18 protein-coding genes are annotated in these 24,808 nt (G+C 66.7%); 11 read left to right on the top strand and 7 right to left on the bottom strand.

The window, feature by feature from the left end:
• Positions 1-2: 2 nt before the first annotated feature.
• The 4 genes from CUJ89_RS20055 to CUJ89_RS20040 all read right to left on the bottom strand — a co-directional run bounded on the left by CUJ89_RS20055 (position 3) and on the right by CUJ89_RS20040 (position 6,430).
• The gene (locus CUJ89_RS20055; protein WP_114179231.1) at positions 3-872 is read right to left on the bottom strand and encodes an IclR family transcriptional regulator; all 870 of its coding nucleotides are present in this window, start codon (positions 870-872) and stop codon (positions 3-5) included.
• 391 nt (positions 873-1,263) lie between these two features.
• Positions 1,264-4,782, bottom strand: a complete 3,519-nt coding sequence (locus CUJ89_RS20050) for a pyruvate carboxylase (protein ID WP_114179230.1) — start codon at positions 4,780-4,782, stop codon at positions 1,264-1,266.
• 272 nt (positions 4,783-5,054) lie between these two features.
• Positions 5,055-5,258, bottom strand: coding sequence for a hypothetical protein (locus CUJ89_RS20045; RefSeq protein ID WP_114179229.1), 204 nt, complete (start codon positions 5,256-5,258; stop codon positions 5,055-5,057).
• Positions 5,259-5,278: 20 nt separating this feature from the next.
• A complete protein-coding gene (locus CUJ89_RS20040; protein WP_114179228.1) occupies positions 5,279-6,430 on the bottom strand; it encodes an acyl-CoA dehydrogenase family protein in 1,152 nt (383 codons plus the stop codon).
• Positions 6,431-6,672: 242 nt separating this feature from the next.
• Here CUJ89_RS20040 and CUJ89_RS20035 point away from each other — a divergent pair, with 242 nt between their 5' ends.
• The 6 genes from CUJ89_RS20035 to CUJ89_RS20010 all read left to right on the top strand — a co-directional run bounded on the left by CUJ89_RS20035 (position 6,673) and on the right by CUJ89_RS20010 (position 14,084).
• On the top strand, positions 6,673-7,548 hold the full coding sequence (locus CUJ89_RS20035; RefSeq protein ID WP_114179227.1) for a MaoC/PaaZ C-terminal domain-containing protein: 876 nt from the start codon (positions 6,673-6,675) through the stop codon (positions 7,546-7,548).
• A gap of 24 nt (positions 7,549-7,572) precedes the next feature.
• Positions 7,573-8,322 (top strand): SDR family NAD(P)-dependent oxidoreductase, encoded by a 750-nt coding sequence (locus tag CUJ89_RS20030; RefSeq protein ID WP_114179226.1) that lies wholly within the window; start codon positions 7,573-7,575, stop codon positions 8,320-8,322.
• A 92-nt stretch (positions 8,323-8,414) separates the two neighbouring features.
• On the top strand, positions 8,415-9,620 hold the full coding sequence (locus CUJ89_RS20025; protein ID WP_114179225.1) for an acetyl-CoA C-acetyltransferase: 1,206 nt from the start codon (positions 8,415-8,417) through the stop codon (positions 9,618-9,620).
• A 16-nt stretch (positions 9,621-9,636) separates the two neighbouring features.
• Complete coding sequence (locus tag CUJ89_RS20020) at positions 9,637-11,589, top strand: AMP-binding protein (RefSeq protein WP_114179224.1); 1,953 nt, start codon at positions 9,637-9,639, stop codon at positions 11,587-11,589.
• Between the two features lie 18 nt (positions 11,590-11,607).
• The gene (locus CUJ89_RS20015; RefSeq protein WP_114179223.1) at positions 11,608-12,789 is read left to right on the top strand and encodes a CaiB/BaiF CoA transferase family protein; all 1,182 of its coding nucleotides are present in this window, start codon (positions 11,608-11,610) and stop codon (positions 12,787-12,789) included.
• A gap of 305 nt (positions 12,790-13,094) precedes the next feature.
• Positions 13,095-14,084, top strand: a complete 990-nt coding sequence (locus CUJ89_RS20010; RefSeq protein WP_114179222.1) for a LysR family transcriptional regulator — start codon at positions 13,095-13,097, stop codon at positions 14,082-14,084.
• Between the two features lie 34 nt (positions 14,085-14,118).
• Here CUJ89_RS20010 and CUJ89_RS20005 read toward each other — a convergent pair whose 3' ends face one another.
• On the bottom strand, positions 14,119-14,898 hold the full coding sequence (locus tag CUJ89_RS20005) for an enoyl-CoA hydratase/isomerase family protein (protein WP_114179221.1): 780 nt from the start codon (positions 14,896-14,898) through the stop codon (positions 14,119-14,121).
• Between the two features lie 294 nt (positions 14,899-15,192).
• Between CUJ89_RS20005 and CUJ89_RS20000 the strand changes: the two genes are divergently transcribed.
• From CUJ89_RS20000 to CUJ89_RS19985, 4 genes are read left to right on the top strand one after another with little or no spacing between them, the layout of a single operon-like run.
• A complete protein-coding gene (locus CUJ89_RS20000; RefSeq protein ID WP_152036645.1) occupies positions 15,193-16,170 on the top strand; it encodes an MBL fold metallo-hydrolase in 978 nt (325 codons plus the stop codon).
• Positions 16,171-16,191: 21 nt separating this feature from the next.
• Complete coding sequence (locus tag CUJ89_RS19995; protein WP_114179219.1) at positions 16,192-17,688, top strand: aldehyde dehydrogenase family protein; 1,497 nt, start codon at positions 16,192-16,194, stop codon at positions 17,686-17,688.
• A gap of 3 nt (positions 17,689-17,691) precedes the next feature.
• Positions 17,692-19,326: a GMC family oxidoreductase gene (locus CUJ89_RS19990; RefSeq protein ID WP_114179218.1), complete on the top strand. Its 1,635-nt coding sequence runs from the start codon at positions 17,692-17,694 to the stop codon at positions 19,324-19,326.
• 8 nt (positions 19,327-19,334) lie between these two features.
• On the top strand, positions 19,335-20,891 hold the full coding sequence (locus CUJ89_RS19985) for an MFS transporter (protein ID WP_236655038.1): 1,557 nt from the start codon (positions 19,335-19,337) through the stop codon (positions 20,889-20,891).
• A gap of 53 nt (positions 20,892-20,944) precedes the next feature.
• Here CUJ89_RS19985 and CUJ89_RS19980 read toward each other — a convergent pair whose 3' ends face one another.
• Together CUJ89_RS19980 and CUJ89_RS19975 are read right to left on the bottom strand one after the other, a co-directional pair.
• Entirely contained in the window at positions 20,945-22,189 is a 1,245-nt protein-coding gene (locus tag CUJ89_RS19980; RefSeq protein ID WP_114179217.1) for an aromatic ring-hydroxylating oxygenase subunit alpha, read from the bottom strand.
• A 59-nt stretch (positions 22,190-22,248) separates the two neighbouring features.
• Entirely contained in the window at positions 22,249-22,611 is a 363-nt protein-coding gene (locus tag CUJ89_RS19975) for a hypothetical protein (protein WP_152036644.1), read from the bottom strand.
• A gap of 778 nt (positions 22,612-23,389) precedes the next feature.
• On the opposite strand from CUJ89_RS19975, the gene CUJ89_RS19970 reads away from it, so the two are divergent.
• The gene (locus CUJ89_RS19970; protein WP_236655037.1) at positions 23,390-24,673 is read left to right on the top strand and encodes an MFS transporter; all 1,284 of its coding nucleotides are present in this window, start codon (positions 23,390-23,392) and stop codon (positions 24,671-24,673) included.
• Positions 24,674-24,808 lie beyond the last annotated feature (135 nt).

The following is a 24,808-nucleotide window of genomic DNA, read 5'->3' as shown; positions in this document are numbered from 1 at the left end:
CGTCAGTCGATGACAACCGCCTGCTCCTGCAGATGCCGGGCCGCCGCGACCAGCCGGGGCCCGAGTTCCCGTTCGACCCGCGCCCGCCCGAGCCGCGCGCTGCGCCCGATACAGGCCAGCACGAGCGGCGTGTGATCCTGGACCACCAGCGGCACGGCGAGAATCGTCAGGTCCGGCTCCCATTCGCCGAGCGACATGCAATAGCCGACGTTATGCACCTGCGAAATGCCTTCGCTGATCCGGCGGCGCAGGCCGGGCCAGTCGCGGCCGGTCTTGCGCTCGATGTTGCCGAGCAGGTAGAAGCGTTCGAGTTCCGGCAATGCGGCCAGCAACGCCCAGCCCATCGGCGACGATGCGATGCGCAGGCGCGTGCCCGCGTACAGCTTCAGATCGACCGACGCGGGCTTGCTCGCGCACGTCTCGAGCACGATCACGTCGAGACGGTCGCGTGTGCCAAGCATCACGTAGGTTTCGTTCGCGTTCGCAAACGCCTGCATTTCGAGCCGCGCGAGCAGTTGAACGTTGGAGTGCGCGATCGCGGCGTAGCCGAGCGACAGCACGGGGGCCGCCAGCCGGTACTTGCGGCGCTGCGGCGAATAATGCAGGTAGCCGAGCGCGACGAGCGAGCGCACCATCCGCGACACCGTCGGCGCGGGGATGCCCGTTTCGATCACGAGCTCCTGATTGCCGAGCCACGGCTCATGCGGCGAAAACGCGGCCAGGATCGCCAGGCTCCTCGCCAGCGGAACGACCATCGCCCGCGATGCGTGCGCGCCGTCCGGACGCTCACTGTCTCCGATCGACGCATCGTGCCAACTCGCGTCTTCCTGCCCTGACGGGGGCGGCGCTGCCCGGTTTGCCTGCGGCGACATCGATTGCTCCGTTTGTCTCGATTGGGCTCTGAAGGCGGCCATGAACTGCCTGTCCCGATCGGTCGCGCGGAACGCCACCTGCCGTGGCGGCGTTCGCGACACGCGACCATCCGATGCCTTCATTACACGAGCCAACCCGGAAACGAGTCAATTGTAGCGCCGATATGTTCCGTACTTTGGAATAACAACCAAGGCGAAAATCGGTCGCCGACAGTCCGGCATGGTGCTTTCCCGACAATTTCGAGACGGAACATGTGCGCGACGATCATTCAAAGTACGGAACTCGAAACCGATTCCGTCAGCGCGCGACGGCGCGGCGGCCCGCGCGCCGCCCGCCGTCGCACCGGAACCCGATCGACTCGGGCCAGGCCACGCGGCAGGCCCGCGCGCGTTACGCCGTGCCCTTCAGCTCGATCAGCAGATCCTTGGCCGCGACCCGCTCGCCGGGCTTCACGTGCACGGCCGCGATTTCGCAATCGCGCTCCGCCGCGATGTGGGTTTCCATCTTCATCGCCTCGAGCGCGATCAGCGTCGTGCCGGCCGTCACGCGCTGCCCCGGCTGCACCGCCACCGTCACGACCGAGCCCGGCATCGGCGCGGCCACATGCAGCGGATTGGCCGGATCGGCGCGCTGCAGGCCGTGGCGCTCCTTGCCCGCGTGCACGACCGTCTTCTGCTCGACGAGCGCCGTGCGCGACTGGCCGTTCAACTCGAACTGCACCTTCACCAGGCCGTCCTGCGCATCGGCATGCTGCCCCTGCAACGACACGAGCAGCGTCTTGCCCGGCGAGATGTCGATCGCCACCTCCTCCTGCTGCTGGAGCCCGTACAGGAACGCGGGCGTCGGCACCACCGACGTGTCGCTGTACGTGCGCACGTGCGCGTAATAGTCGACCGTCTGCTTCGGATACATCAGGTACGACGCCAGTTGCCGGTCGTCGAGCGGCTGCTCGCACGCGGCCTCGGCCTTCGTGCGCACCGCGTCGAGATCGACCGGCGGAATCTGGTCGCCCGGGCGATACGGCGCCGGCGGCTCGCTCTTGAGCACCTTGCGCGACAAGTCCGCCGGGAAGCCGTCCGGCGGGAAACCCAGCTCGCCCTTGAACAGCGATACGACCGACTCGGGGAACGCGATGTCCTTGTCCGGGTTGCGCACGTCGTCCACGCGCAGATCGTTCGCGACCATCATCAGCGCCATGTCGCCGACCACCTTCGACGTCGGCGTGACCTTGACGATGTCGCCGAACAGCCGGTTCACGTCCGCATACGCGCGCGACACCTCGGTCCAGCGATGATCGATGCCGAGCGAGCGGGCCTGCTCGCGCAGGTTCGTGTACTGGCCGCCGGGCATCTCGTGACGATAGACGTCGGCCGTGCCCGCGCGAATCTCCGATTCGAACGGCGCGTAGTAGCGGCGCACGCCTTCCCAGTACATCGACGCTTCGTGCAGGCGATCGGGATCGAGCCCCGGATCGCGCGCGCCGCCGGCCAGCGCCGCCGCGATGCTCGACAGGTTCGGCTGCGACGTGAGGCCGCTCATCGCATCGAGTGCGCCGTCCACCGCGTCGCAACCCGCGTCGATCGCCGCGAGCACCGACGCGGCGGCAATGCCGCTCGTGTCGTGCGTATGGAAATGCACCGGCAGCCCGGTTTCCTCCTTGAGCGCCTTCACCAGCGTCGCGACCGCCTGCGGGCGGCAGATGCCGGCCATGTCCTTGATGCCGAGCACGTGCACGCCGGCCTGCTGCAGCTCGCGTGCGATGCCGACGTAATACTTGAGGTCGTACTTCGCACGCGACGTGTCGAACAGGTCGCCGGTGTAGCAGATCGCGCCTTCGCACAGCATCCCGCTCTCGCCCACCGCGTCGATCGCCACCCGCATGTTGCGCACCCAGTTCAGCGAATCGAACACGCGGAACACGTCGACGCCCGCGCTCGCGGCCTGCTTCACGAAGAAGCGGACGACGTTGTCCGCGTAGTTCGTGTAGCCGACCGCGTTCGAGCCGCGCAGCAGCATCTGGAACAGGATGTTCGGCACGCGTTCGCGCAGCAACGCGAGCCGCTCCCACGGATCTTCCTTCAGGAAGCGCAGCGCGACGTCGAAGGTCGCGCCGCCCCAGCATTCGAGCGAGAACAGTTGCGACAGCTCGCGCGCGTAGAACGGTGCGATCGGCAGCATGTCGGCCGTGCGCATGCGCGTCGCGAAAAGCGACTGGTGCGCATCGCGCATCGTCGTATCGGTCAGCAGCACCTGCTTCTGGTCGAGCATCCAGCGCGCGAACTTCTCCGGCCCGAGTTCGCGCAGCCGGTCGCGCGTGCCGGCCGGAATCGCCGTCGCCGTGTCGATCTTCGGCAGAACCGGCTTCGGCAGCGGCAACGCCGGCAGCGTGCGGCCATTCATCTCGCCGTTGCCGTTCACGTTCAGTTCGCCGAGATAGCGCAGCAGCTTCGTAGCGCGATCGCCGCGCTTCGCGAATTCGAGCAGTTCCGGCGTCTTGTCGATAAAACGCGTCGTGACATCGCCCGCGATGAAGGCCGGGTGGTTGATCACGTTTTCCAGGAACTGCAGGTTCGACGTGACGCCGCGAATCCGGAACTCGCGCAGCGCGCGATCCATCCGATGAATCGATTCGGCCGCCGTCGGCGCCCATGTCGTCACCTTGACGAGCAGCGAGTCGTAGTACGGCGTGATCACCGCGCCGCCATATGCGGTGCCCGCGTCGAGCCGCACGCCGAAGCCCGCCGCGCTGCGGTACGCGGTAAGCCGCCCGTAATCGGGCAGGAAATCGTTCTCCGGGTCCTCGGTCGTGATCCGGCATTGCAGCGCATGGCCGTTCAACGGAATCGCCTGCTGCGCGGGCACGCCGGCCGCGCGCTCGGCGATCGCACCGTCGCCCGCCGCGACATCCTCCGCGAGGCCGATCCGGCCGCCTTCCGTGATGCGGATCTGCGCCTTCACGATGTCGATCCCGGTGATCAGTTCGGTCACCGTATGTTCGACCTGAATGCGCGGGTTCACCTCGATGAAATAGAACTGCCCGGTGTCGGCATCCATCAGGAACTCGACGGTGCCCGCATGCGTATAGCCGACCGCGCGCATCAGGCGCAGCGCCGATTCGCACAGCGCCTGCCGGCCCGCCGGATCGAGATACGGCGCCGGCGCGCGCTCGACCACCTTCTGGTTGCGCCGCTGCACCGTGCAATCGCGTTCGTACAGGTGCACGACCGTGCCGTGCAGGTCGCCGAGCACCTGCACCTCGACGTGCCGCGCATTGCGCACGAGTTTCTCGACGTACACCTCGTCGTTGCCGAATGCGGCCAGTGCCTCGCGGCGCGCGACAGGCAGCAGGGTCTCGAGATCCTGAGCGCTTTCCAGTACGCGCATCCCGCGCCCGCCGCCGCCCCAGCTCGCCTTGAGCATCAGCGGATAGCCGACTTCCGCGGCCAGGCGCTTGCATTCGTCGAGATCGTCCGGCAGCGGCGCGGTGGCCGGCATCACCGGCACGCCGGCAGCGATCGCCGCGTTGCGCGCGGCCACCTTGTTGCCGAGCGTGCGCATCACGTCGGGCGACGGGCCGATCCAGTGAATGCCCGCGTCGATCACGGCTTGCGCGAAATCGGGGTTCTCGGACAGGAAGCCGTAGCCGGGGTGAATCGCGTCGACCTTCGCTTGCCGCGCGACGCGCAGGATGTCGTCGATGTCGAGATACGCGGCGAGCGGTTTCTTGCCCTCGCCGATCAGGTAGCTCTCGTCCGCCTTGAAGCGATGCAGCGCGAGCCGGTCTTCCTTCGAATAGATCGCCACCGTGCGGATGTTCAGCTCGGCGGCGGCGCGCATCACGCGAATCGAGATTTCCGAGCGGTTCGCGATCAGGATGGACTGGATGGGAGTAGGCATCACGGCGGCCATGAATCGTTAAGGGTTGAATGAAATCTGTCGACGCGATTCATCCGCCGCCCGATCGAACCGCCGGGGGCGCATGAACGCCGCATCGGTCGTTCGCCATTGCATCGGGACCGGATCCGGCCATCTGCATTCTCGTCACATCGCCTGAAGGCCGCAATCGGCTTCACGACGGCAAATGGTATTCAGACGACCGGCCGAAGGGTTGAGGGTACGACCGGCTCGCCGGTCATCCACCGGCGCACAACCGGGCGGACGACCGCGAGCCGCGGGCCGCGTCAGTCGCGGTGCGTGAAGAGCGGCGCGAGATCCATCCAGTCGTAATGGGCACTGCTTCCCGCCCAGGCCCAGTTCGCGTGGTCGCGCCGGATGCCGTTCGAGCCGGGGCTCACCGGCGAAGGTTCGACGTCGATCGTCTGGTCGCACGACACGCGATGCCCGCCATGTGGCTGCGCTTCGGCACTTTTACTGAAACCGGTCATTGCATCGCCTCCCCGGCGGGTTATTGCGCGTCGCGGATCATGTTGCGGGCGATCACGATCTGCTGGATCTGGGTCGTGCCCTCATAGATGCGGAACAGGCGCACATCGCGGTAGAAGCGTTCGATCCCGTACTCGGACATATAGCCCGCGCCGCCGAAAATCTGTACCGCGCGGTCGGCCACGCGGCCGCACATCTCGGATGCGAACAGCTTCGCGCACGACGCTTCGGTGCTGACCGGCAGTTTGTCGTCGCGCCGGCGCGCGGCATCCACCACCATGCAGCGGGCCGCATAGATTTCGGCCTTGCTGTCGGCCAGCATCGCCTGTACGAGCTGGAAGTCGGCAATCGGCTTGCCGAACTGCTTGCGCTCCATCGCATACGCCAGCGCCATCGACAGCATGCGTTCGGCCACGGCCACGCAAACCGCCGCGATGTGGATGCGGCCCTTGTCCAGCACCTTCATCGCGGTCTTGAACCCTTGCCCTTCCTTCCCGCCGATCAGGTTCGCAGCCGGCACGCGCGCGTTCTCGAAGATCACGTCGCAGGTATGCGCGCCTTTCTGGCCCATTTTCCTGTCGCGCTTGCCGAAGCTGATGCCGGGCGTCCTGGCGTCGACGATAAAGGCCGAGATGCCGCCCGAACCCTTGTCCTCGGGATTGGTGCGGGCCATCAGCGTGAAGATGCCCGCCTGCGGCGCGTTCGTGATGAAGCGTTTGGTGCCGTTGACCACGTAGTCGTCGCCGTCCCTGACGGCCGTGGTGCGCAGCGAGGCAGCGTCGGAGCCGGCTTCCGGCTCGGTCAGCGCGAACGAGGCGATCAATTCGCCGGTCGCGAGGCGCGGCAGGTACTTCTCCTGTTGCTCGGGTGTGCCGTCGAACAGGATGCCCTGCGAACCGATGCCCACCGTGGTGCCCAACAGCGAGCGGAATACCGGCGAAGCGCGGCACAGCTCGAACACCGCCAGCACCTCTTCCTCCATCGTCAGCTCCAGGCCGCCGAAGCGCTCCGGAATGGTGAGGCCGAACAGGCCCATCGCCTTCATGTCGGCGACGATGTCCTCGGGAATCTCGTCGGTTTCGGCAACCCGTTCCTCGTTGGGCACGAGCCGCTCGCGCACGAATCGGGCGATGGAATCGAGCAGGCCGTTGAGCGTTTCTTGATCGCGAATCATGTCGGTACGCCTGAAAAATGTGGAGAAAACGACGAAATGCTGCGCCGGCGGCCAGCGCGAAACAATCGCTTTGCCGAAAACGTTCCGGAGGATGAAATCGCGCCGACAAGGCGGGCATTGGGGCCAGCGACCTCGGTGGCCCGGGCATCCATCAAGGTACGGAACAATGTCCGTCCATCCGTTGACCGGCAAACGGAGCGGTTCCATCTTGTGAACTCGAATCCACTGCAGTCACGTTCGCCATGCCGCTCCAGCCCGATTACCTGCTGTCCCGCCCGTTCCCGCTCATCGAGCATGCGTACTCGTTGCGCGATACCCAGCTCTACGCGCTCGGCCTGGGCCTCGGATCCGATCCGCTCGACGCGGGGCAATTGCGTTACGTCTACGAAGGCAAGGACGGCCAGTCGCTACGCGCACTGCCGACCATGGCGAACGTGCTCGCGTACCCGGGTTTCTGGGCGCGCGAAGCGGACACCGGCATCACCTGGCAAAAAATCCTGCACGCTGAGCAGGAAATCCGGATTCACGCGCCGTTGCCAGCCAGCGGCCGCGTCCACGGCACGACGCGCATCACCGGCCTGTGGGACAAAGGAGAAAACAAGGGCGCGTTCCTCCAGCAGACGCGCGACATCACCGATGCCGACACGGGCCGCCTGCTCGCCACCGTGGTGCAACTGAGCCTATTGCGCGGCGACGGCGGCTTTGGCGAAGGCGGCAGCACCGGCGCGCTGCCGACGCCCCATGCGATGCCGGACGGCGCGCCCGATCACGTATGCGAGCTGAGCACGCCCGCACAACTGGCGCTGATCTACCGCCTGAGCGGCGACCTGAATCCGTTGCACGCCGATCCCGCGGTGGCCGCCTCGGCGGGTTTTCCGCGCCCCATCCTGCACGGCATGGCGCTGATGGGCGTGGCCGCGCACGCGGTGCTGCGCACGGTGCTGGCCTACGACGACACGCGCTTCGCGGGCATGCGCGTGCGCTTCACCGCGCCGGCCTGGCCCGGCGACACGCTGCACACCGAGATGTGGGTGCGCGGCGACACGGTTTCACTGCGCGTCACGGCCGTGGAGCGCAACGTGGTGGTTTTGACTAACGCGCGGGTCGACCTGCGCTGAAACGCAATTCTTCAGGAGACACACATGGATCTGGGTTTGACCGGCAAGGTCGCCATCGTTACCGGCTCGGCGCGCGGCCTGGGCGCCGCCACGGCGCGCCGTCTCGCGCAGGAAGGCGCGAGCGTCGTCGTCACCGACATCAATGCCGAACTGGCGCAGGCCACGGCGAAGGCACTGCAGGACGAAGGCCTGGCCGCGCACTGCGTCGTGGGCGACATCACGAAGGCCGCCGACGTGCAGCGCCTCGTCGATGAAACGGTCGCGCATTTCGGCGGCGTGCACATCCTCGTGAACAACGCCGGCGCGCCGCGCGACAAGTACCTGGTGAAGATGAGCGAGGACGACTGGGATTTCGTGATGACCGTGATGCTCAAGGGCGCGTTCCTCGCCGCCCGCGCGGTGATGCCGCACTTCATCGAACAGGGCTGGGGCCGGCTGATCAACATCAGCTCGCGCGCGCACCTGGGTAACCCGACGCAGGCCAACTACTCGGCCGCCAAGGCCGGCCTGATCGGCATGGCCAAGGCGTTGTCGATGGAGGAAGGCCGCTACGGGATCACCGCGAACTGCGTCGCGCCGGGCTTCATGGAAACGGAAATGGTACAGGCGCTGCCGACCTACGAAACGATCAAGGAGCGCGCGGTAGCCGCGCAGCCGATCAAGCGCGTCGGGCGGCCGGACGACATCGCCGACGCGGTAGCGTTCCTCGCCAGCGAGCGCGCCGGCTTCATCAGCGGCGAAGTGCTGCACGTCACGGGTGGACGCTACGGCTGATCGCGCGACGACAGAGACAGGACGATAGCGGCCAGCGCGTGACAGACGAGCGATGGCGGCGGAACATTCATGACATTCAAGAGGCATTCGAAATGAAACGAGCAGCCATCGTCTCCCCGCTGCGCACCCCGGTGGGCGCATTCGGCGGAACGTTGAAGGGCGTTCCCGTCGAGGAACTCGGCGCCACCGTCGCACGCGCCGTCGTGGCGCGCACCGGGCTCGATCCCGCGCGCATCGACGACGTCGTGTTCGCGCAAAGCTATGCGAGCGGCGAGACGCCGTGCACCGGGCGCTGGGTGGCGCTGCAGGCAGGCTTCCCGATCGAAGTGGCCGGCATGCAGCTGGACCGGCGCTGCGGCGGCGGCGTCCAGGCGCTGGCCACGGCGGCGATGATGGTGCAGACCGGCGCGGCCGACGTAGTGATGGCCGGCGGCGTCGAAAGCATGAGCAACGTCGAGTTCTACACGACCGACATGCGCTGGGGCAAGCGCGCGGGCTCGGTCACGATGCACGACCGGCTCGACCGCGGCCGCGAGCGCTCGCAGCCGGAGAGCCGGTTCGGCCGCATCAGCGGCATGATCGAAACCGCCGAGACGCTGGCGCGCGAGTACGGCATCACGCGCGACGCGTCCGACCGCTTTGCCGCGCGCAGCCACCAGCGCGCCGCCGCCGCGCAGCAGGCCGGGCATTTCGATGCCGAGATCGTTCCCGTCGCCGTGCCGCAGCGCAAGGGCGACGCGCTGATCGTCGCGCAGGACGAAGGCGTGCGCGGCGAAACAACGCTTGAGAGCCTGGCCAAACTGCGAACGATCATGAAGGATGGCGTGGTCACGGCCGGCAATGCGTGCCAGCAGAACGACGCGGCCGCCGCGTGCCTGATCGTGGCCGAGGACAAGCTCGACGAGCTGGGCCTCACGCCGATGGGCTGGCTGGTCGGCTGGGCCGCCGCCGGCTGCGACCCGGCGCGCATGGGCATCGGTCCGGTGCCCGCCGTGCAGAAGCTGCTGGCGCGCACCGGTTTGACGTTCGACCAGCTGGACCTGATCGAACTCAACGAAGCCTTCGCGTGCCAGGCGCTGGCCTGCGTGAAGGGCTGGGGCAGTTCCATGGACGCGATGGAAGACAGGCTCAACGTGAACGGCTCGGGCATCTCGCTGGGCCACCCCGTGGGCGCGACAGGCGTGCGCATCATGAGCACGCTGCTGCACGAAATGCAGCGCCGCAAGGCCCGCTATGGCCTCGAGACAATGTGCATCGGCGGCGGCCAGGGCATCGCGATGATCTTAGAACGCGCATAAGGCAGGAGACCGAACAATGAGCAACCCCGAATCCGGCAACGCGTGGCAACCCGGCCCGCGCGAGCTGCAGAACGCAGGCATCGTGAAGCTGATGCGCGCGCTCGACGTGCCGTCGTATGACGAACTGATGCGCGTGTCGATCGCGGAGCCCGAGCGCTACTGGAACGTCGTGATGCGCGAATGCGCGATCGCATGGGACGAGCCGCCCACTGGCCATGTCGACCTGTCGCGCGGCCCGCAGTTTCCGAGCTGGTTCCCCGGCGGCCGGCTCAACTGGGTCAACACCATCTATGCATGGGCGCGCCACCCCGCCACGTCGCAGCAAAAGGCCGTGGTGGCCGAACGCGAGGACGGCGGCGTGAGCTCGCTGACCTATGCGGAGCTGGCGCAGCGCGTCGGCGATTTCGCCGCGGGGCTCGCACAGCGCGGCGTCAGACAGGGCGACCGCATCGGTCTGCTGATGGAAAACGGCGTCGAGGCGACCATCTCGCTGCTGGCCATCGTGCATCTCGGCGCGCTGGTCGTGCCGCTGTTCAGTGGCTTCGGCGTCGACGCCATCGTGGCCCGCCTGTCGGCCGCCGAGGCGCGCATGGTGATCGCGTCCACCGGCTTCTCGCGCCGCACCAAGCGCGTGGACGTGCAAGGCGCGCTGCGCGACGCGTGGCGCCAGTTGCCGCAACTCGAACACGTGATCTGGAAGCGCGGCGACAGCGACACCACGCAGGATGCGCGCGACCTCGACTGGCGGGAAACGGCGAGCGCCGCACCGGGCCGCGGAACCGCACCCGTGTCCGTCACGCCCGATACGCCGTTCATGGTGATCTACACGTCGGGCACCACCGGCAAACCCAAGGGCGTGGTGCACACGCACGGCAGCTTCCCGATCAAGATCGCGCACGACTCGCTGATCCACTTCGACGTGCATCCCGGCGACGTCTATTGCTGGCCCGCCGACATGGGCTGGATCGCCGGCACGCTGGTGCTGGGCTGCGCGCTGCTGCGCGGCGCGACGCTGGTGTGCTACGACGGCGCACCCGATTACCCTGACTGGTCGCGCATGTCGCGCGTGGTGGAACGCCACCACGTCACGCACTTCGGCTCCGCGCCCACGCTGATCCGCGGGATGGCCAGCCACGAAGCACTCGCCCTCGCGGGCGACCGCTCCACCGTCCGGCTGCTGATCACCGCAGGCGAAGGCATCGCGCCCGAGCATTTCAACTGGTTCCTGCAGCGCTTCGGCGACGGCACGGCGCCCGTCATCAACTACACGGGCGGCACCGAGGCGTCGGGTGCGCTGCTCGCGAGCGTGCCGATCCGCCCGATTCCGCCGAGCGGCTTCAACACCGTGTCGCCGGGCGTGGCCGCGGACGTGGTGAACGCCGACGGCCAGAGCGTGACCGGCGAAATCGGCGAGCTGGCGATCCGCGCGCCGTTCGTCGGCATGACGCAATCGTTCTGGCGCGACGACGAACGCTATCTGGAAACCTACTGGCAGACCATTCCGGGCATCTGGGTGCACGGCGACCTCGCGCTGCGCACGTCCGACGGCAACTACTTCATGATGGGCCGCTCCGACGACACGCTGAAGGTTGCCGGCAAGCGCCTGGGGCCGGCCGAGGTCGAGGAAGTCGTGCTGGAGCTGCCCGACGTGTCCGAGGCAGCCGCGATCGGCGTGGCCGATCCCGACAAGGGGCAGAAGCTCGTCGTGTTCGTCGTGCCGAAGCCCGACGCGAGCGTCGCGGCCGCCGATCTGGAGGCCATCGTATCGGGTCACGTCGACAAGCGCCTCGGGCGCCCGTTCCGGCCCGGCCACGTGCATGTGGTCGCGCAACTGCCGAAGACGCGCAGCTCCAAGATCATGCGGCGCGTGATCCGCAGCGTGTACTGCGGACAACCGCCGGGCGACCTGTCGTCGCTGGACAATCCCGCCGCGCTCGATGAAGTGCGCGCGGCCGCGACCTCCGCCTGACCCAACCGTAAACGAAACATGAAAGTACTCGAAGGCATCAAGGTCCTCGATTTCGGCCGCTTCATCGCCGGGCCGTTCTGCTCGGCACTGCTGGCCGACTATGGCGCCGACGTCATCCGCATCGACCGCGTCGGCGGCGGCGAGGACCGCTTCATCGTGCCCGTGACCGAACACGGCGAAGGCGCACTGTACCTGCAGGTGAACCGCAACAAGCGCTCGATGACGCTCGATCTCGACAGCCCCGACGGGCGCGATATCGTGCGCAAGCTGGTTGTCGATGCCGACATCGTGATCGCCAACATGCCGCCCCGCACGCTCAAGAGCCTCGGCCTGGACTACGACAGCCTGTGCGAGATCAAGCCCGACATCATCCTCGTCGCGTCCAATGCGTTCGGCAACAGCGAGGCCGTGCGCGACCGCGTGGGCTTCGATGGCGTCGGCCAGGCCCTGAGCGGCGCAGTGCACATCGCGGGCACGCCCGACCGGCCGCAGAAGGCCATGGTGCCGGTGGTGGACTTCGCCACGGCGTTTTCCTGCGCGCTCGGCGTGATGCTGGCGCTCTATGAGCGCCAGCGCAGCGGCATGGGCCAGGAAGTCAGCGCGTCGCTGCTGTGCACCGGCCTCAACATGGCCAGCGGCGCGCTGATCGAAGAGGCGCTGCTCGGCCTGGATCGCCAGGCCACGCTGAACCGCGCGTCCGGCTACGCGCCGTCCGACATCTTCAAGGCGACGGACGGCTGGTTCATCACCCAGGTGATCGGCCAGCCGATGTTCAAGCGCTGGACGCAGCTCGTGGGCCGGCCGGAACTGCTCGACGATCCGCGTTTCGCCGACGATACGCTGCGCGGCGAGCACGGCGCGTTCCTGAGCGATCTCATGAGCGAATGGTGCGCGGATAAAACGCTGGCCGACGCGCTGGCCGAACTGGAACAGGCGCGCATCCCGGCCAGCCCTGTCAACTCGCCGCGCCAGGCGCTGGAGGACGAGACCATCAAGGCGGCCGACGTGATCCACTGGATGGACTATCCGGGCGCGCCGAAGAAGGTGCCGATCTTCGCGACGCCGGTTTCGCTGTCGCGCACGCCGCCGGAAATCCATACGCGGCCGCCGCTGACCGGCGAGCATACGGATGAAATCCTCGCGGGCATAGGACTGGATGCGCGCGCGGTCGCCGACTTGCGATCGCGAAAAATCGTCTGATCTGACCCACCCCGCATCGCCGCTCGCACCGCCGTCGCATCGACGGTCGGTGCGCTTCCCCGCTTCGCCCGCGTCGCACGTGAATCGGCCCGCGCCCATCCGCGCGCCTGCCCCCGCCCCCTGGCGAGAACGCGCGGCGCCCGCCCTCGCCGCTTTCCGCTTTCCGCTTTCCGCTTTCCGCTCCTCGCTCCTCGCTCCTCGCATCGACGCGCCGCATGTCGTCGCACGGCGGACACCGGCCTATCGCCGATGTCCGGCAAGACAAATTTCAACTATATTCGTCAGTCACACTTGACAATCGAATCATGGACCCGTCCCAACTCCCTTCCCTCGCGTGGTTCGTGCACATCGCCCACCATCTCAGCTTCACCAAGGCCGCCGCCGAAATGGGCGTGTCGCGCGCCGCGCTGTCGCAGAACCTGAAGGCGCTCGAACGGCAGTTGAACGTGAAGCTCCTGTACCGGACCACGCGCGACATGTCGCTGACCGAGGACGGCCAACGCCTGTACGACACGCTGCGGCCGGCATTCGGCTCGATCGAGCTGGCGATCCGCGACCTGCACGAAGTCCGGCACGAGCCGTCCGGGCTGCTGCGCATCAACACGTCCCGGGTGGCCGCGCGCAAGCTGGTCGAGCCGCACCTGGGCGAATTCATGGCGCGCTACCCGTTGTTGCGGGTGGAACTCGTGATGGACGACGGGCTGTCGAACATCATCGCCGACGGCTATGACGCGGGCATCCGGCTGGGCGAGAGTCTCGCCGAGCACATGGTGGCCGTGCCGATCACGCCGATGCTCGAAATGGCCGTGGTCGGCTCGCCGGACTATTTCGCGCGCCACGGCAAGCCCGCCACGCCCGCCGATCTGATCGGGCACAACTGCCTGTGCTATCGCCACACGACGAGCGGCGCGATCTATCGCTGGGAGTTCACGTCATCCGAGATCGAGGGGCACGCGTTCGAAGTCGAACCGCAGGGCAGCGTGGTCACGAACGACGACGACGGCATGATTCGCGCGGCGCTGCAGGGGATCGGCCTGATCCAGCACCAGGACATCGCGCTGCGCGAACATCTGGACGCCGGCGCGCTGGTGCGCGTGCTCGAGCCGTGGTGCAAGCCGTTTCCCGGTTACTACCTGTACACGCCGTCGCGCGAGCAAATGGCCGCGAAGGTGCGCGCGCTGATGGATTTCCTCATCGAGAAACGCGAACATCTGGCCGTCGACATGGCCAGGCGCGCGCCCGATCCCGCCGCATCGAAACCCCGCAAGCCACGCACCACGCGAGCGCGAGCGTGAACCCAAGCGGCCGTCTGTCGCGATGCGCCGCGGCTCAGCCTTTGCCGCGAGCCGCGAAATCGTGCACGGATGCCACCAGCGACGGCGATTCGATGCGGTAGCGGTACTGCATCCACCGCTCCATCGACAGCCCGTCGCTCAGCGGCATCTCCAGCGCGCGGCGGGCCATGTGCTTCATGGCCGCCAGTGCATCGGCGTCGATCCGCGCGATCTCGCCGGCGAGCTGCATCGTCGCGGCGTCGAGTTCGTCGCCGCTCACCGCCAGCGACGCGAGCCCCATCCGCTCCGCGTCGCGTCCCGTCATGCGCCGCCCCGTGACAAGGTAGTACATCGCGCGCGCGAGCCCGATCTTGCGCGGCAGCCGCTGCGAGCCGCCGCCGCTCGGCAGCAGGTTGCGCTGCAGATGCGCGTCGCCGAGTTCCGCGTCCGCGTCGACCACCACGATGTCGGAGGCCAGCACCAGTTCGAACCCGCCCGCCACCGCATAGCCGTTGACCGACGCAATCACGATCTGTCGCGACGTCTCCATCAGCGAAAACGTGTCCTGCATCAGGTCCTGGTGCCGCATGTGCGCCGCGGGATCCGCGAGTACGCCGCTCGCGAGCCATTTCAGGTCATTGCCCGCGCAGAAGGCACGGCCGCTGCCGCGAATCACGATCACGCGGATATCGCGGCCCGGATCGGCGGCCGTTCGCACCGCTTCGTTCAGTGCCGCGAGCGTCGCGCCGTCGAGCGCATTCATCCGCTCGGCGCGATTCAGCGTGACGACGCGGATGCCGGGCGTCGAGTCGTCTGTCACGAGCGAGTTCGTCATGGTGTCTCCTTGTCCGGATGATTCGATCTGCGCCGGCTGACGCAATGCAAGCACGCCGCCGGCACGCAACCGTCCTTCCGGAAAGTGTTGTCGGTCAGGACCGGAATCCCGACGCACGTTTTCCCGTGCCTGCATTAAAGGCCCGTCCGGCCGATATCCGCAATGCGGCGCGCGCGTTGTTCCGATGGTTGGAAACGCACGCGATGTCCGTCACGCGTGTCTTCGAACGAAATCGCGGCCACCTCTTCCGAAGTACGAAACAGAGCGCGGTAAAAACCGTGGGAACGATGTGCTGTGTGGTGGAATCGACGATCGGTGCGCGGGCAGTCGCCACGCCCTTCAGCAAGCCCCCCAGCGCCCCCTCCAAGGAAGAACGCCATGCCATTGCTGCACACCATTCGCTCCCGGATCGGCCATGCAGACGTCATGCAGATCGTCGAGATGGACATCAGCGCGATTCTGGGAACGCTACTGCCCGAGGCCACGCCCGACGTGATGAAGTCGATCCCGTGGATGAAGCCGCCGCACGTGGACGACGTTCACGGCATGTGCGCCGTCAGCCAGTGTTTCATCGTCATGACCGGCAAACGCGTGCTGGTGGTCGACACCTGCGTCGGCAACGACAAGAACACCGCCGGCTTCGACGCGTTCGCCGATCTTCAACTGGAATTTCTCGCCACGCTGGAGCAGGCCGGAATCGATCGCCATGCTGTCACCGACGTGCTGTGCACGCACCTGCATTTCGATCATGTGGGCTGGAACACCTACAAGAAGGACGGCCGGTGGTTGCCTACCTTTCCCAACGCGAAATACCACTTCGGCAAGGCGGAATACGAGTTCGCGCAACAGGGCGACCCGAACGACGCCATGTACGAGGCGCAGGACATGTCGTTCCACGAGTCTATCCAGCCCGTCGTCGATGCAGGGCTCGCGAACTTCATCGACCGGGACACCGACCTGGGTGACGGCATCTCGGTGTTCTCCGCGCCCGGGCATACGATCGGCCATATCGCCATCGAGGTCGATGCGGGCACCGAGCGATTCATCATCGGCGGCGACGCGATGCATCACCCAGTACAGATCGCGAAGCCCGACATCGCGCAAATACTGGACTACGACAACGCGCAGTCGTCAGCCACGCGGCACACGCTGCTCTCGCGTCTCGACGGCAGCGCGACGCTGTTCACCTGCACGCATTTCTGTTCGCCGTCGTTCGGGTTGATCAGCAAGGATCCGGAAGGCGACTACGTGTTCACCGGGGTGCAGAAATAACCCCCTTACCTCTTTGAATCCATGCTCAGTCTTGTCTCCCAGCGCGACGCGCTGAATGTCCGCCCGGGCCGCCTCTTCATCGACGGCCAGTGGCTGGACTGGCCCGATGCGCGTTTCGACCAGCTCAATCCCTGCACGAACGAGGTCATGACCAGCTTCGCCGAGGCCGGCGCGCGCGGCGTGGCGCTGGCCGTGGCCGCGGCACGCAAGGCGTTCGACGAAGGCCCGTGGCCGCGCATGCGCGCGCAGGACCGCAAGCGCCTGTTGCAGCCGATTGTCGAGCGGCTGTACGCGGCCGAAGAGGAAATCGCCCGGCTGCAGACGCTGGACAACGGCATTCCCTACACCTTCAGCCGCAACTCGCGCGTGTCGGCGAAGGCGGCCGCCGACATCTTCGACCATTTCCTCGGCTGGATCGACAAGATCAACGGCGACACGCTGCCGATCTTTTCCGGCGCGTCGAACATGCAGTACATGACCTTCCGCGACCCCGTGGGCGTCGTCGCGGCGATCCTGCCGTACAACGGCCCGGTGATGACGTTCGCGATGAAAGTGGCGCCGGCGCTGGCCTGCGGCTGCACCGTGGTCGTCAAGCCGTCGGAACTCACCAACCTGGCCGTGAGCCGGCTCGCGCAGATCCTCGCCGACAGCGATTTGCCGCCCGGCGTGTTCAACCTCGTGACCGGCGCGACCGAAACGGGCACGGCCCTCACGTCGCACCCCGGCGTCGACAAGGTGACCTTCACCGGCAGCCCGCTCGTCGGCGAAAAGATCACGGTGGCCAGCGCGCCGACCATGAAGCGCCTGTCGCTGGAACTGGGCGGCAAGAGCGCGGCCCTGGTCTTTCCCGACACGCGCAGCGTGCCGGCCACCGCGCAGGCGCTCATGGGGCTCTGTTCCACTTTCCTGTCGGGACAGGTCTGCACCACGCCTTCACGTGCAGTGGTGCACCGTTCGATCATGGAAGAGTTCCTGCACCACGCTCAGGAACAACTCGGAAAAATCCGGTTCGGCGATCCGTTCGACGCCGCCACCACGTCCGCGCCGATGATTTCCAGGCGGCACCAGGCGCGCGTGCTCGAATACGTGGAAAGCGGCCGGCAGCAAGGTGCCACGCTGCTGGCCGGCGGCCGCCTTCCGGGCGACGCGTTCGGCAACGGCAACTGGGTCGAGCCCGCGCTCTTCGCGAACGTGCGCAACGACATGAAGATTGCCCAGGAGGAAATCTTCGGCCCCGTGCTGTCGGTGATTCCGTTCGACACCGAGGAGGAAGCCGTCCGGATCGCCAACGACAGCGAGTATGGCCTCGCGGGCGCCGTCTACACCACGGACGTAAGCCGTGCGTTCCGCGTGGCGCGCGCAGTGAAGAGCGGCTCGATCGGCGTCAACGGCTTCGCCAGCATCCCGAACGCACCGTTCGGCGGCATCAAGCGCTCGGGCGTGGGTCGCGAAGGCGGCTGGTCGACGATCGAGGCGTTCACCGAACTGAAGACCGTCAATTTCAATCTGGATGCCTGAACAATGAGCGAAACCTTCGACTATGTGGTCGTCGGCGCGGGCAGCGGCGGCAGCGTGGTGGCCGCGCGACTCGCCGAAGCCGGCCATACCGTGTGCGTGCTGGAAGCCGGCCCGCCCGACACCAACCCGTTCATCCACATTCCCGCGGGCTACATCAAGAACCTGTTCAACGACAGGCTGGTGTGGCGCTTTCGCAGTGGCCCGATTGCCGGCACGGACGGGCGCACCATCGAGCTGACCCAGGGCAAGGTCGTGGGCGGCTCGGGGTCGATCAACGGCATGGTCTACAACCGCGGGCAGCATGCCGATTTCGACGGCTGGGCCGCGCTCGGCAATCCGGGCTGGGGCTACGACGACGTGCTGCCTTTCTTCAAGAAGGCCGAAACGCGCATCGGGCCCGGCGACGATCGCTACCGGGGCCGCAACGGGCCGCTGATCGTGACCGATCCGGTCATGCCCGCGCCGTTGTGCGACCTGTTCGTCGAAGCCGTCAAGAGCCTCGGCTATCCCTATGTGGCCGACTCCAACGCCGAAGCGCAGGACGGTGTCGGCCCGTGGCATTTCATGATCGACACGCGCAGCCGCGCGCCGCAGCGCAGGAGCGCCGCGAAGGCCTACCTGCATCCGGCGATCAAGAAGGGGCGCGTGGTGCTGCGCACCGACAGCCCCGCCACCCGCGTGCTGCTGGACGGTCACCGCGCCGTGGGCGTGCGTTATCGGTCCGGCGGCGCCGGCGCGCCCGAGCGCGAGGTGCGGGCCAACCGCGAGGTCATCGTCGCGGCGGGGGCGCTGAACACCCCGCGCCTGCTGCAGATCTCCGGCATCGGCGACCGCGACCATCTGAGCGCCATCGGCGTGGCAACGCGGGTCGACCTGCCCGGCGTGGGCGCCAACCTGGTCGATCACTTCAACCTGCGCGTGGCCGTCAAGGTGAAGGACGTCGCCACCATCAACGAGCGCGGGCGCGGCCTGCCGCTGGTCAGGGAGATCGCCCGGTACTTCTTCGGCCGGCCCAGCATCCTGAGCATGGGGCCGGTGCCGATGCGCTTCTTCTTCCGCTCCGAACCGTCGCTGTCGCGCCCCGACCTGCAGGTTTCGTTCACGCCCGGCAGCTATCAGGAAGGCCTGCCCGGCCTGCTCGACCACTATCCGGGCATGACGCTGGGCGGCCACAAGCAGCGCCCCGACAGTCGCGGCTGGGTCAAGGCGCGTTCTGCCAACATCGACGAGCTGCCGGATGTGCAGCCCAACTACCTGACCGACGAATCGGACCAGCGCGCGATGGTGGCGGTAGTCAGGATGGCGCGGGCCGTGCTGGAGGCCCGGCCGTTCGCGCCGTACTACGTCGACGCGATGTTTCCCGGCAAGGACGTGCGCACCGATGACGAGATCCTCGCGTTCGCGCGCCAGCGCGGCGGCACCGTCTATCACCACAACGGCACGGCACGCATGGGGCCGGACAGCGACCCGATGGCCGTGGTCGACGCGCGCCTGCGCGTGCGCGGCGTGCAGGGCCTGCGCATCGCCGATGCCTCCGTGATGCCGATGCCGATCTCGGGCGCGACCAATGCGGCCACCATCATGATCGGCGAGAAGGCTGCCGACATGCTGGTGCAGGACGCGAAAGCGACGCCCTGAGCACGCGTTTGAACACAGCTTCATTCCGGCCCGCGGCCGGCAAGCTCGCGCAGTTGCGCGACCTGCTGTTTCCATGGGCCATCGCGATGGCAACCGGCCTCGACTATTTCGACAGTTCGTCGTTTTCGTTCTTCGTGACCCGTATCGCCGGCGGCATCAACGCGTCGCCGGACGAACTCGTGTGGGCCTCGAGCGCGTACGCGACCGCGTCGGTCGTCGGTATCCTGCAGCAGCAATGGTGGGTCGAGCGGATCGGCTATCGGCGCTACATCACGGGCTCGCTGCTGCTGTTCGCCGGCGGCTCGATCATCGCGCTCGTCAGCGAATCGTCGCTCGAACTGGCGTTGGCGCGCGGCTTCCAGGGCTACTTCATCGGCCCGATGATGAGCGCATGCCGAATCCTGCTGCAGGTCGGCTTTCCCGCGGAGCGGCGTGCCGGCGGCACCCGGCTGTTCCTGACGATGATCCTGCTCGGCAGCGCGCTGGCGCCGCTCGTCGGCGGCTATCTGGTCAGCGATTTCGGCTGGCGCGCATTGTTCGCCAGCACCGCGTTCGCCGGCGTCGCGCTTGCGGCGCTCGCGCTGTTCGCGCTGCCGCCCGCCGGCAAGGTCGTCCCGGAACAGCGCGGCGACGCGCATCTGTGGCCCTACCTCGCATTCGCGTTCGCGCAAGGCGCGCTGCAGATCGCGATGCAGCAGGTGCGGTTCGAGCGCTATACCGCGAGCCCGGCCTTGATGCTGCTCACGGCATCCGCGCTGCTCTGCCTCGGCTGGTTCGGCTGGCACCAGTGGCATCATCCGAAACCGCTGATGCGGCTGCATGCGTTGCGCGAGCGCACCTACCGGACCGGCATCGCGCTCTATGTCGTCTACTACTACGTGAGCAACGCGCTCGGCTATCTGGTGTCGCGACTCCTCGAAGGCGGGCTCGCGTACCCGGTCGAGAATGCCGGCAGGCTGGTCGGATACACGTCGCTCGTGTCGCTGGTCGCCGCCTTCGCCTATTTCCGCTATTCGGCCCGCATCGTGCACAAGAAATGGCTGATCGTTCCGGGGCTCATGCTCGCCGTCGCGATCAGCGCGTGGATGGCCAGCATGCCGCCGGATGTCAGCATGGCGTGGCTCGCCGTTCCGCTCGTCCTGCGGGGCCTGCTCCTGCTGCTCATCGCGCTGCCGAACGCGGGCATCACGTTCCGGATCTTCGCGATCGACGAATATCACAACGGCTATCGCCTGAAGAACATCGTCAAGCAGCTGACCTTCTCGTTCTCGACCGCGACGATGATCATCCTCGACCAGCACCGGCGCGCACTGCACGAGACGCGGTTGACCGAGTTCACCAGCCCGTACGACCCGCGGTTCCAGGACACGTTCGCCGCGCTCACCCGCGCGTTCGAGACGCTCGGCCAGACCGCCGACAATGCGCGGGCGCTCGCGCTGGCTGAAATCAGCCGCATGATCACGCAACAGGCGGCGTTCCTCAGCACCCTCGACGGGTTCTGGTTCATCGCGGGCGTCGCGACGCTCGGCTGCCTTTTCGCGGCGTGGCAGAAGCAGATCGACTGAAGCGGCCGCGATCGACGCCACCGTTCGGCGGCGGCCGATCGCGGGTACCGACGCTAGGCGATCGCGTCCTTCACGGTGGACGCCGACGACCACCTGACCACCTGCTCGAGCCCGTGGCGGCACAGGATCTCGCTTTCGTTGAAATAGACGAACGGCTTCGCGCCCGTCTCCATCCCGGCCTGCATCGACTCGATGTTGCCGAGATCCTCGAGCATTCCGTCGGAGATGTGCGACGTGAAGTGCTCGAGCTGCAGGCGCTCCCGCACGCTCTTCGGCTTCTTGTTGTAGAAACGCGCCTCCCAGATCGTCGAGTTGGCCGATGTCGGCCAGAACTCGTGCGTCCAGAACTGGTTTGCCGAGATCTGCAGGTGCCAGTTCGGGAAGAACCAGTTCACGTCCTGCGACCAGTCCGAATGCCGCTCCGGATTCACGCCCCGGTGTTCGGTGAGCGGATTGGCCTGCGCGACGTTGCGCGTGCCCGTCACCGTCTCGCCGGCCGAGAACAGCCAGCGCATGACCTTCGCCTCTTCAGGCACCTGGACGCTCTGGTTCAACCACAGCGAGAACGAACGATGGGCGCCGCGCAGGTTCGCGCCCAGCGGCCGCCCGAACGGATTTTCCTTGCCCGTGTAGATCGGCCCGAACGTCCTCGGGTGAATCGACGCGATGTGATACACCTCGCTGAAGTTCTCGGCCACGGCCTTCCAGTTCGCCTTGAACTCGCCGCGCAGCACGATCGCGTTGTCGGCGTTCGGATAGTCGATCCCGGACAGCGCATCGGCCATCGGCCCGAGGAATTCCGCGAGGCTGACCTCCGGCTCCGGCGCCAGGTTGATGAAGATCCAGCCATCCCACACGTCGAGCGCCACCGGCGTCAGCCCGCATTTCTTCCGGTCGAGATGGAAGAAGCCGGCCTCGTCGGGCACGTTGGCCAGTTCACCCGCGTTGTTGTAGCCCCAGCTGTGATAGCGGCAGACAAAGCGCTTCGCATTACCGCTCGGCCGGTGCTCGACGATGTTCGCGCGATGCGCGCAGACGTTGTGAAACGCGCGGACCTTGCCGTCCTCCGAACGCGCGACGATTACGGACGCCTTCGCGACCGCGAGGTCCTTCACGAAGAAATCGCCCGGCTTCGGGATCCGCTCGACGCGGCCCACCATCAGCCATGCGCGACGGAAGATCCGCTCGCGCTCTGTTTCGTACTGCTCCGGATCCGTGTACAGCGTGGTCGGCATCGGGTTCGTCGACAGGCCGACGGATTCCGTCAGGCTCGGTTTGAGTTCGCCAGGGTGGTTCATGCCAGCTCCTGAAAGGGATGGGGGACGGCAAGGTTCGGAATCGAATCGACGCGGCGCGATCAGCCGTGCGGCTGGAAGCCGGTCGTGATCTTCAAAGCGTGGGCGGGCGGCGCATGCCGGATGCCCGATGCCTGGTGCATCTCGACGGCGATTGCGGCATGGCACATCGCGAGCAGCAGACGAAACAGGTTCTGCGCGGGCACCGGCATGTCGTCGTGCGGAAACTGCTCGAGGTAGACGGTCGCCTCCTCCGCGCGCCCGGACATCGCTTCGTAGAACGTCACGATCTCCGGGTACGGCGTGGCCGCGCGATTGATCCAGCGTTCATGTGACGTCGCCGCATTCCAGCGCTCGAGAAACGGTTCGAGCGCTTCGAAACCATCCGGCAAGCGGCGCGAATCGCGTAGTACATCGTCAGTCATCGTGCTCCTCCAGTTCAGGATCGCAGCGCCTTCGTCCGGGATGGACGGCGGCGCATGCGTCATGTCACAGCGTGAAACATGACCTCGCGACATCGACGCCGGGCCGTTCGTGCGGCCTCTATTCCGGCGTCGATCGGGAAGGCCGTGGAATGTGTGTTCCACCGGTCACGTCCCGTATTCCGTGCTTCGAAATTCAGCCAGGCCGGCAAGCGGATACGGCATCTTCCGCATGCTCCGTTTATCTAACTAACGATAGATTTATAAGAAAAATACGATCGCTCCATCCGGTCAAACCCGGACGTTGATAGCGATTCCGGAATGGATCGCGTCGCGCTCGTGCATCCGCGCGCGAACGCGCCGGCGGGGCCCGTTCGAAGCCTTTATCGCGTGTCAAACGCATGACCGGGTGTCATGTCCCGGCTCCCGATTCACGGAAGCAACGCTTAATGGATAACACCCATGGCATGGCGTTCTTCGTCGCCTCAAACTACCTAACGATAGTTTGGTTATCGAGTGTGTGCCGGGTCGGCGGCACGCCGGCAGATGACCAATGCGTACCGGTTGCGATACTGCCCGGATGACGATGCGCGCGCGCCGCTTCGCAGGTTGCGTCTTTCACGTTCACCCCACACGTCACATCAATCAAACGATCGTATCGGAGTAAAAGATGAGGAATGCCATGAATGAAGTCCCGCCCGTCGGCGGCCTGGACGATGCGCTAGCAGGACGATCCTCGTCGAGGGTCGTCCATGACAGCCTCCGGTCCTGGTACATCCTGATGATCATCACGCTGGCGTATTCGCTCGCGTATATCGACCGCCAACTGCTCAACCTGCTCGTTGACCCGATCCGGCATTCGCTCGGCATTTCCGACACGCAGCTCAGCCTCGTCCAGGGCATCGCGTTCATTTCCGCCTACCTCATCGCATCGCCGCTGTTCGGCCGGCTCGTCGACGTGGCCAATCGGCGCAACATCCTGCTGGTCGGCATCTGCCTGTGGTGCGTCTTCACGGCCCTGTGCGGCAAGGCCACCACGTTCCAGGGGCTGTTCCTCGCGCGCTTCGGCGTCGGGGCCAGCGAAGCGTGCGTGTTTCCGATCGCGTTGTCGATGATCGCCGACTGCTTTTCGGCGAAGCAGATGCCGCGCGCGATGAGCGTGTTCATTCTCGGCCCGATGCTCGGCGGCGGGCTCTCGCTCGTCGCCGGCGGCCTCGTCATCTCGTTCGCCCGCAACGTCCGCCTGCAGTTCCCGATGCTCGCAGGGTTCGAGACCTGGCAACTGGCATTCGTGCTGATCGGGCTGCCGGGCATCCTGTTCGCGTTGCTGGTATGGCTGACCGTGCGCGAGCCGATGCGCAGCAAGGTCATCAGCGGCAGTGCGGACGACCGCCAGTTCTCGACCCGCGAATCCTTCGAGTTCCTGTGGGCGCGACGCGGGTTCTACGCCCGCATCCTGTTCGGCGTCGGCATGCTCGCGATCGTCGTGCTCGGCATGCCCGCATGGATGCCGACGTACCTGATCCGTTCGCACGGCATGCCTGCGGCGCTCGTCGGGTTCCGCTTCGGCGCGCTGGTGGTCAGCTTCGGGATTCTCGGCGCGCTGGCGGGGCCCTGGGTCGTGCGTCGGTTCGAACGACGCGGCTACGAGGATGCGCCGTTGCGCACCGCCGCATTCGCGATGATCCCGATGCTGCTCTGCTGCGCGAGCATCCCGTTCGCGCCCGGCGCGACGGGTACCCTGGCCGCGGCCGCCGGCACCGTCTTTTTCTTCACGCTGCCGACCGGGTGCATGGCCGCGGCGCTACAACTCGTGGCGCCCAGCCGCATGCGCGGCACCGTCGGCGCGCTCTACTCGTTCTTCGCGCAGCTGCTCGGTTTCGGGCTCGGTCCGACGCTGATCGCGCTCGTCACCGATCGGGGCTTCGGCAATCCGAAGATGGTCGGCCACTCGATCGGCATCATCTGCACGATCGCGGCCGCGCTCGCCGCGTGGTTACTGTTCACCGCGTTGCCCCACTATCGCCGGTTGCTTGCGGAGGAGCGCGGCGTGCAAGCGGGTTGACGTTGGGTGATTCGATATCGGGAGACCGAACTCAAGCGGTCGGGCAGGCAGGCGGCGATACGCGTGCCCGACACGGCGGTGGATGCGGATGGCCATGCAACGCAGCGCCGGCCTCGTCGATGGTCGACTGATTCG

It is taken from the genome of Burkholderia pyrrocinia (assembly GCF_003330765.1).
In the GTDB taxonomy this organism is placed as follows: Bacteria; Pseudomonadota; Gammaproteobacteria; order Burkholderiales; family Burkholderiaceae; genus Burkholderia; species Burkholderia pyrrocinia_B.
Note: the sequence above shows the minus strand (reverse complement) of the source record. Positions and strands in the feature narration are given on the sequence as shown.

Coding starts and splice junctions, on each gene's coding strand:
- CUJ89_RS20020 (WP_114179224.1), top strand. CDS start 9,637: ATGAGCAACCCCGAATCCGGCAACGCGTGGCAACCCGGCCCGCGCGAG.
- CUJ89_RS19970 (WP_236655037.1), top strand. CDS start 23,390: ATGATCATCACGCTGGCGTATTCGCTCGCGTATATCGACCGCCAACTG.
- CUJ89_RS20045 (WP_114179229.1), bottom strand. CDS start 5,258: ATGACCGGTTTCAGTAAAAGTGCCGAAGCGCAGCCACATGGCGGGCAT.
- CUJ89_RS20030 (WP_114179226.1), top strand. CDS start 7,573: ATGGATCTGGGTTTGACCGGCAAGGTCGCCATCGTTACCGGCTCGGCG.
- CUJ89_RS20040 (WP_114179228.1), bottom strand. CDS start 6,430: ATGATTCGCGATCAAGAAACGCTCAACGGCCTGCTCGATTCCATCGCC.
- CUJ89_RS20050 (WP_114179230.1), bottom strand. CDS start 4,782: ATGGCCGCCGTGATGCCTACTCCCATCCAGTCCATCCTGATCGCGAAC.
- CUJ89_RS19975 (WP_152036644.1), bottom strand. CDS start 22,611: ATGACTGACGATGTACTACGCGATTCGCGCCGCTTGCCGGATGGTTTC.
- CUJ89_RS20015 (WP_114179223.1), top strand. CDS start 11,608: ATGAAAGTACTCGAAGGCATCAAGGTCCTCGATTTCGGCCGCTTCATC.
- CUJ89_RS19990 (WP_114179218.1), top strand. CDS start 17,692: ATGAGCGAAACCTTCGACTATGTGGTCGTCGGCGCGGGCAGCGGCGGC.
- CUJ89_RS20010 (WP_114179222.1), top strand. CDS start 13,095: ATGGACCCGTCCCAACTCCCTTCCCTCGCGTGGTTCGTGCACATCGCC.
- CUJ89_RS20005 (WP_114179221.1), bottom strand. CDS start 14,898: ATGACGAACTCGCTCGTGACAGACGACTCGACGCCCGGCATCCGCGTC.
- CUJ89_RS20055 (WP_114179231.1), bottom strand. CDS start 872: ATGTCGCCGCAGGCAAACCGGGCAGCGCCGCCCCCGTCAGGGCAGGAA.
- CUJ89_RS19995 (WP_114179219.1), top strand. CDS start 16,192: ATGCTCAGTCTTGTCTCCCAGCGCGACGCGCTGAATGTCCGCCCGGGC.
- CUJ89_RS19980 (WP_114179217.1), bottom strand. CDS start 22,189: ATGAACCACCCTGGCGAACTCAAACCGAGCCTGACGGAATCCGTCGGC.
- CUJ89_RS20035 (WP_114179227.1), top strand. CDS start 6,673: ATGCCGCTCCAGCCCGATTACCTGCTGTCCCGCCCGTTCCCGCTCATC.
- CUJ89_RS20025 (WP_114179225.1), top strand. CDS start 8,415: ATGAAACGAGCAGCCATCGTCTCCCCGCTGCGCACCCCGGTGGGCGCA.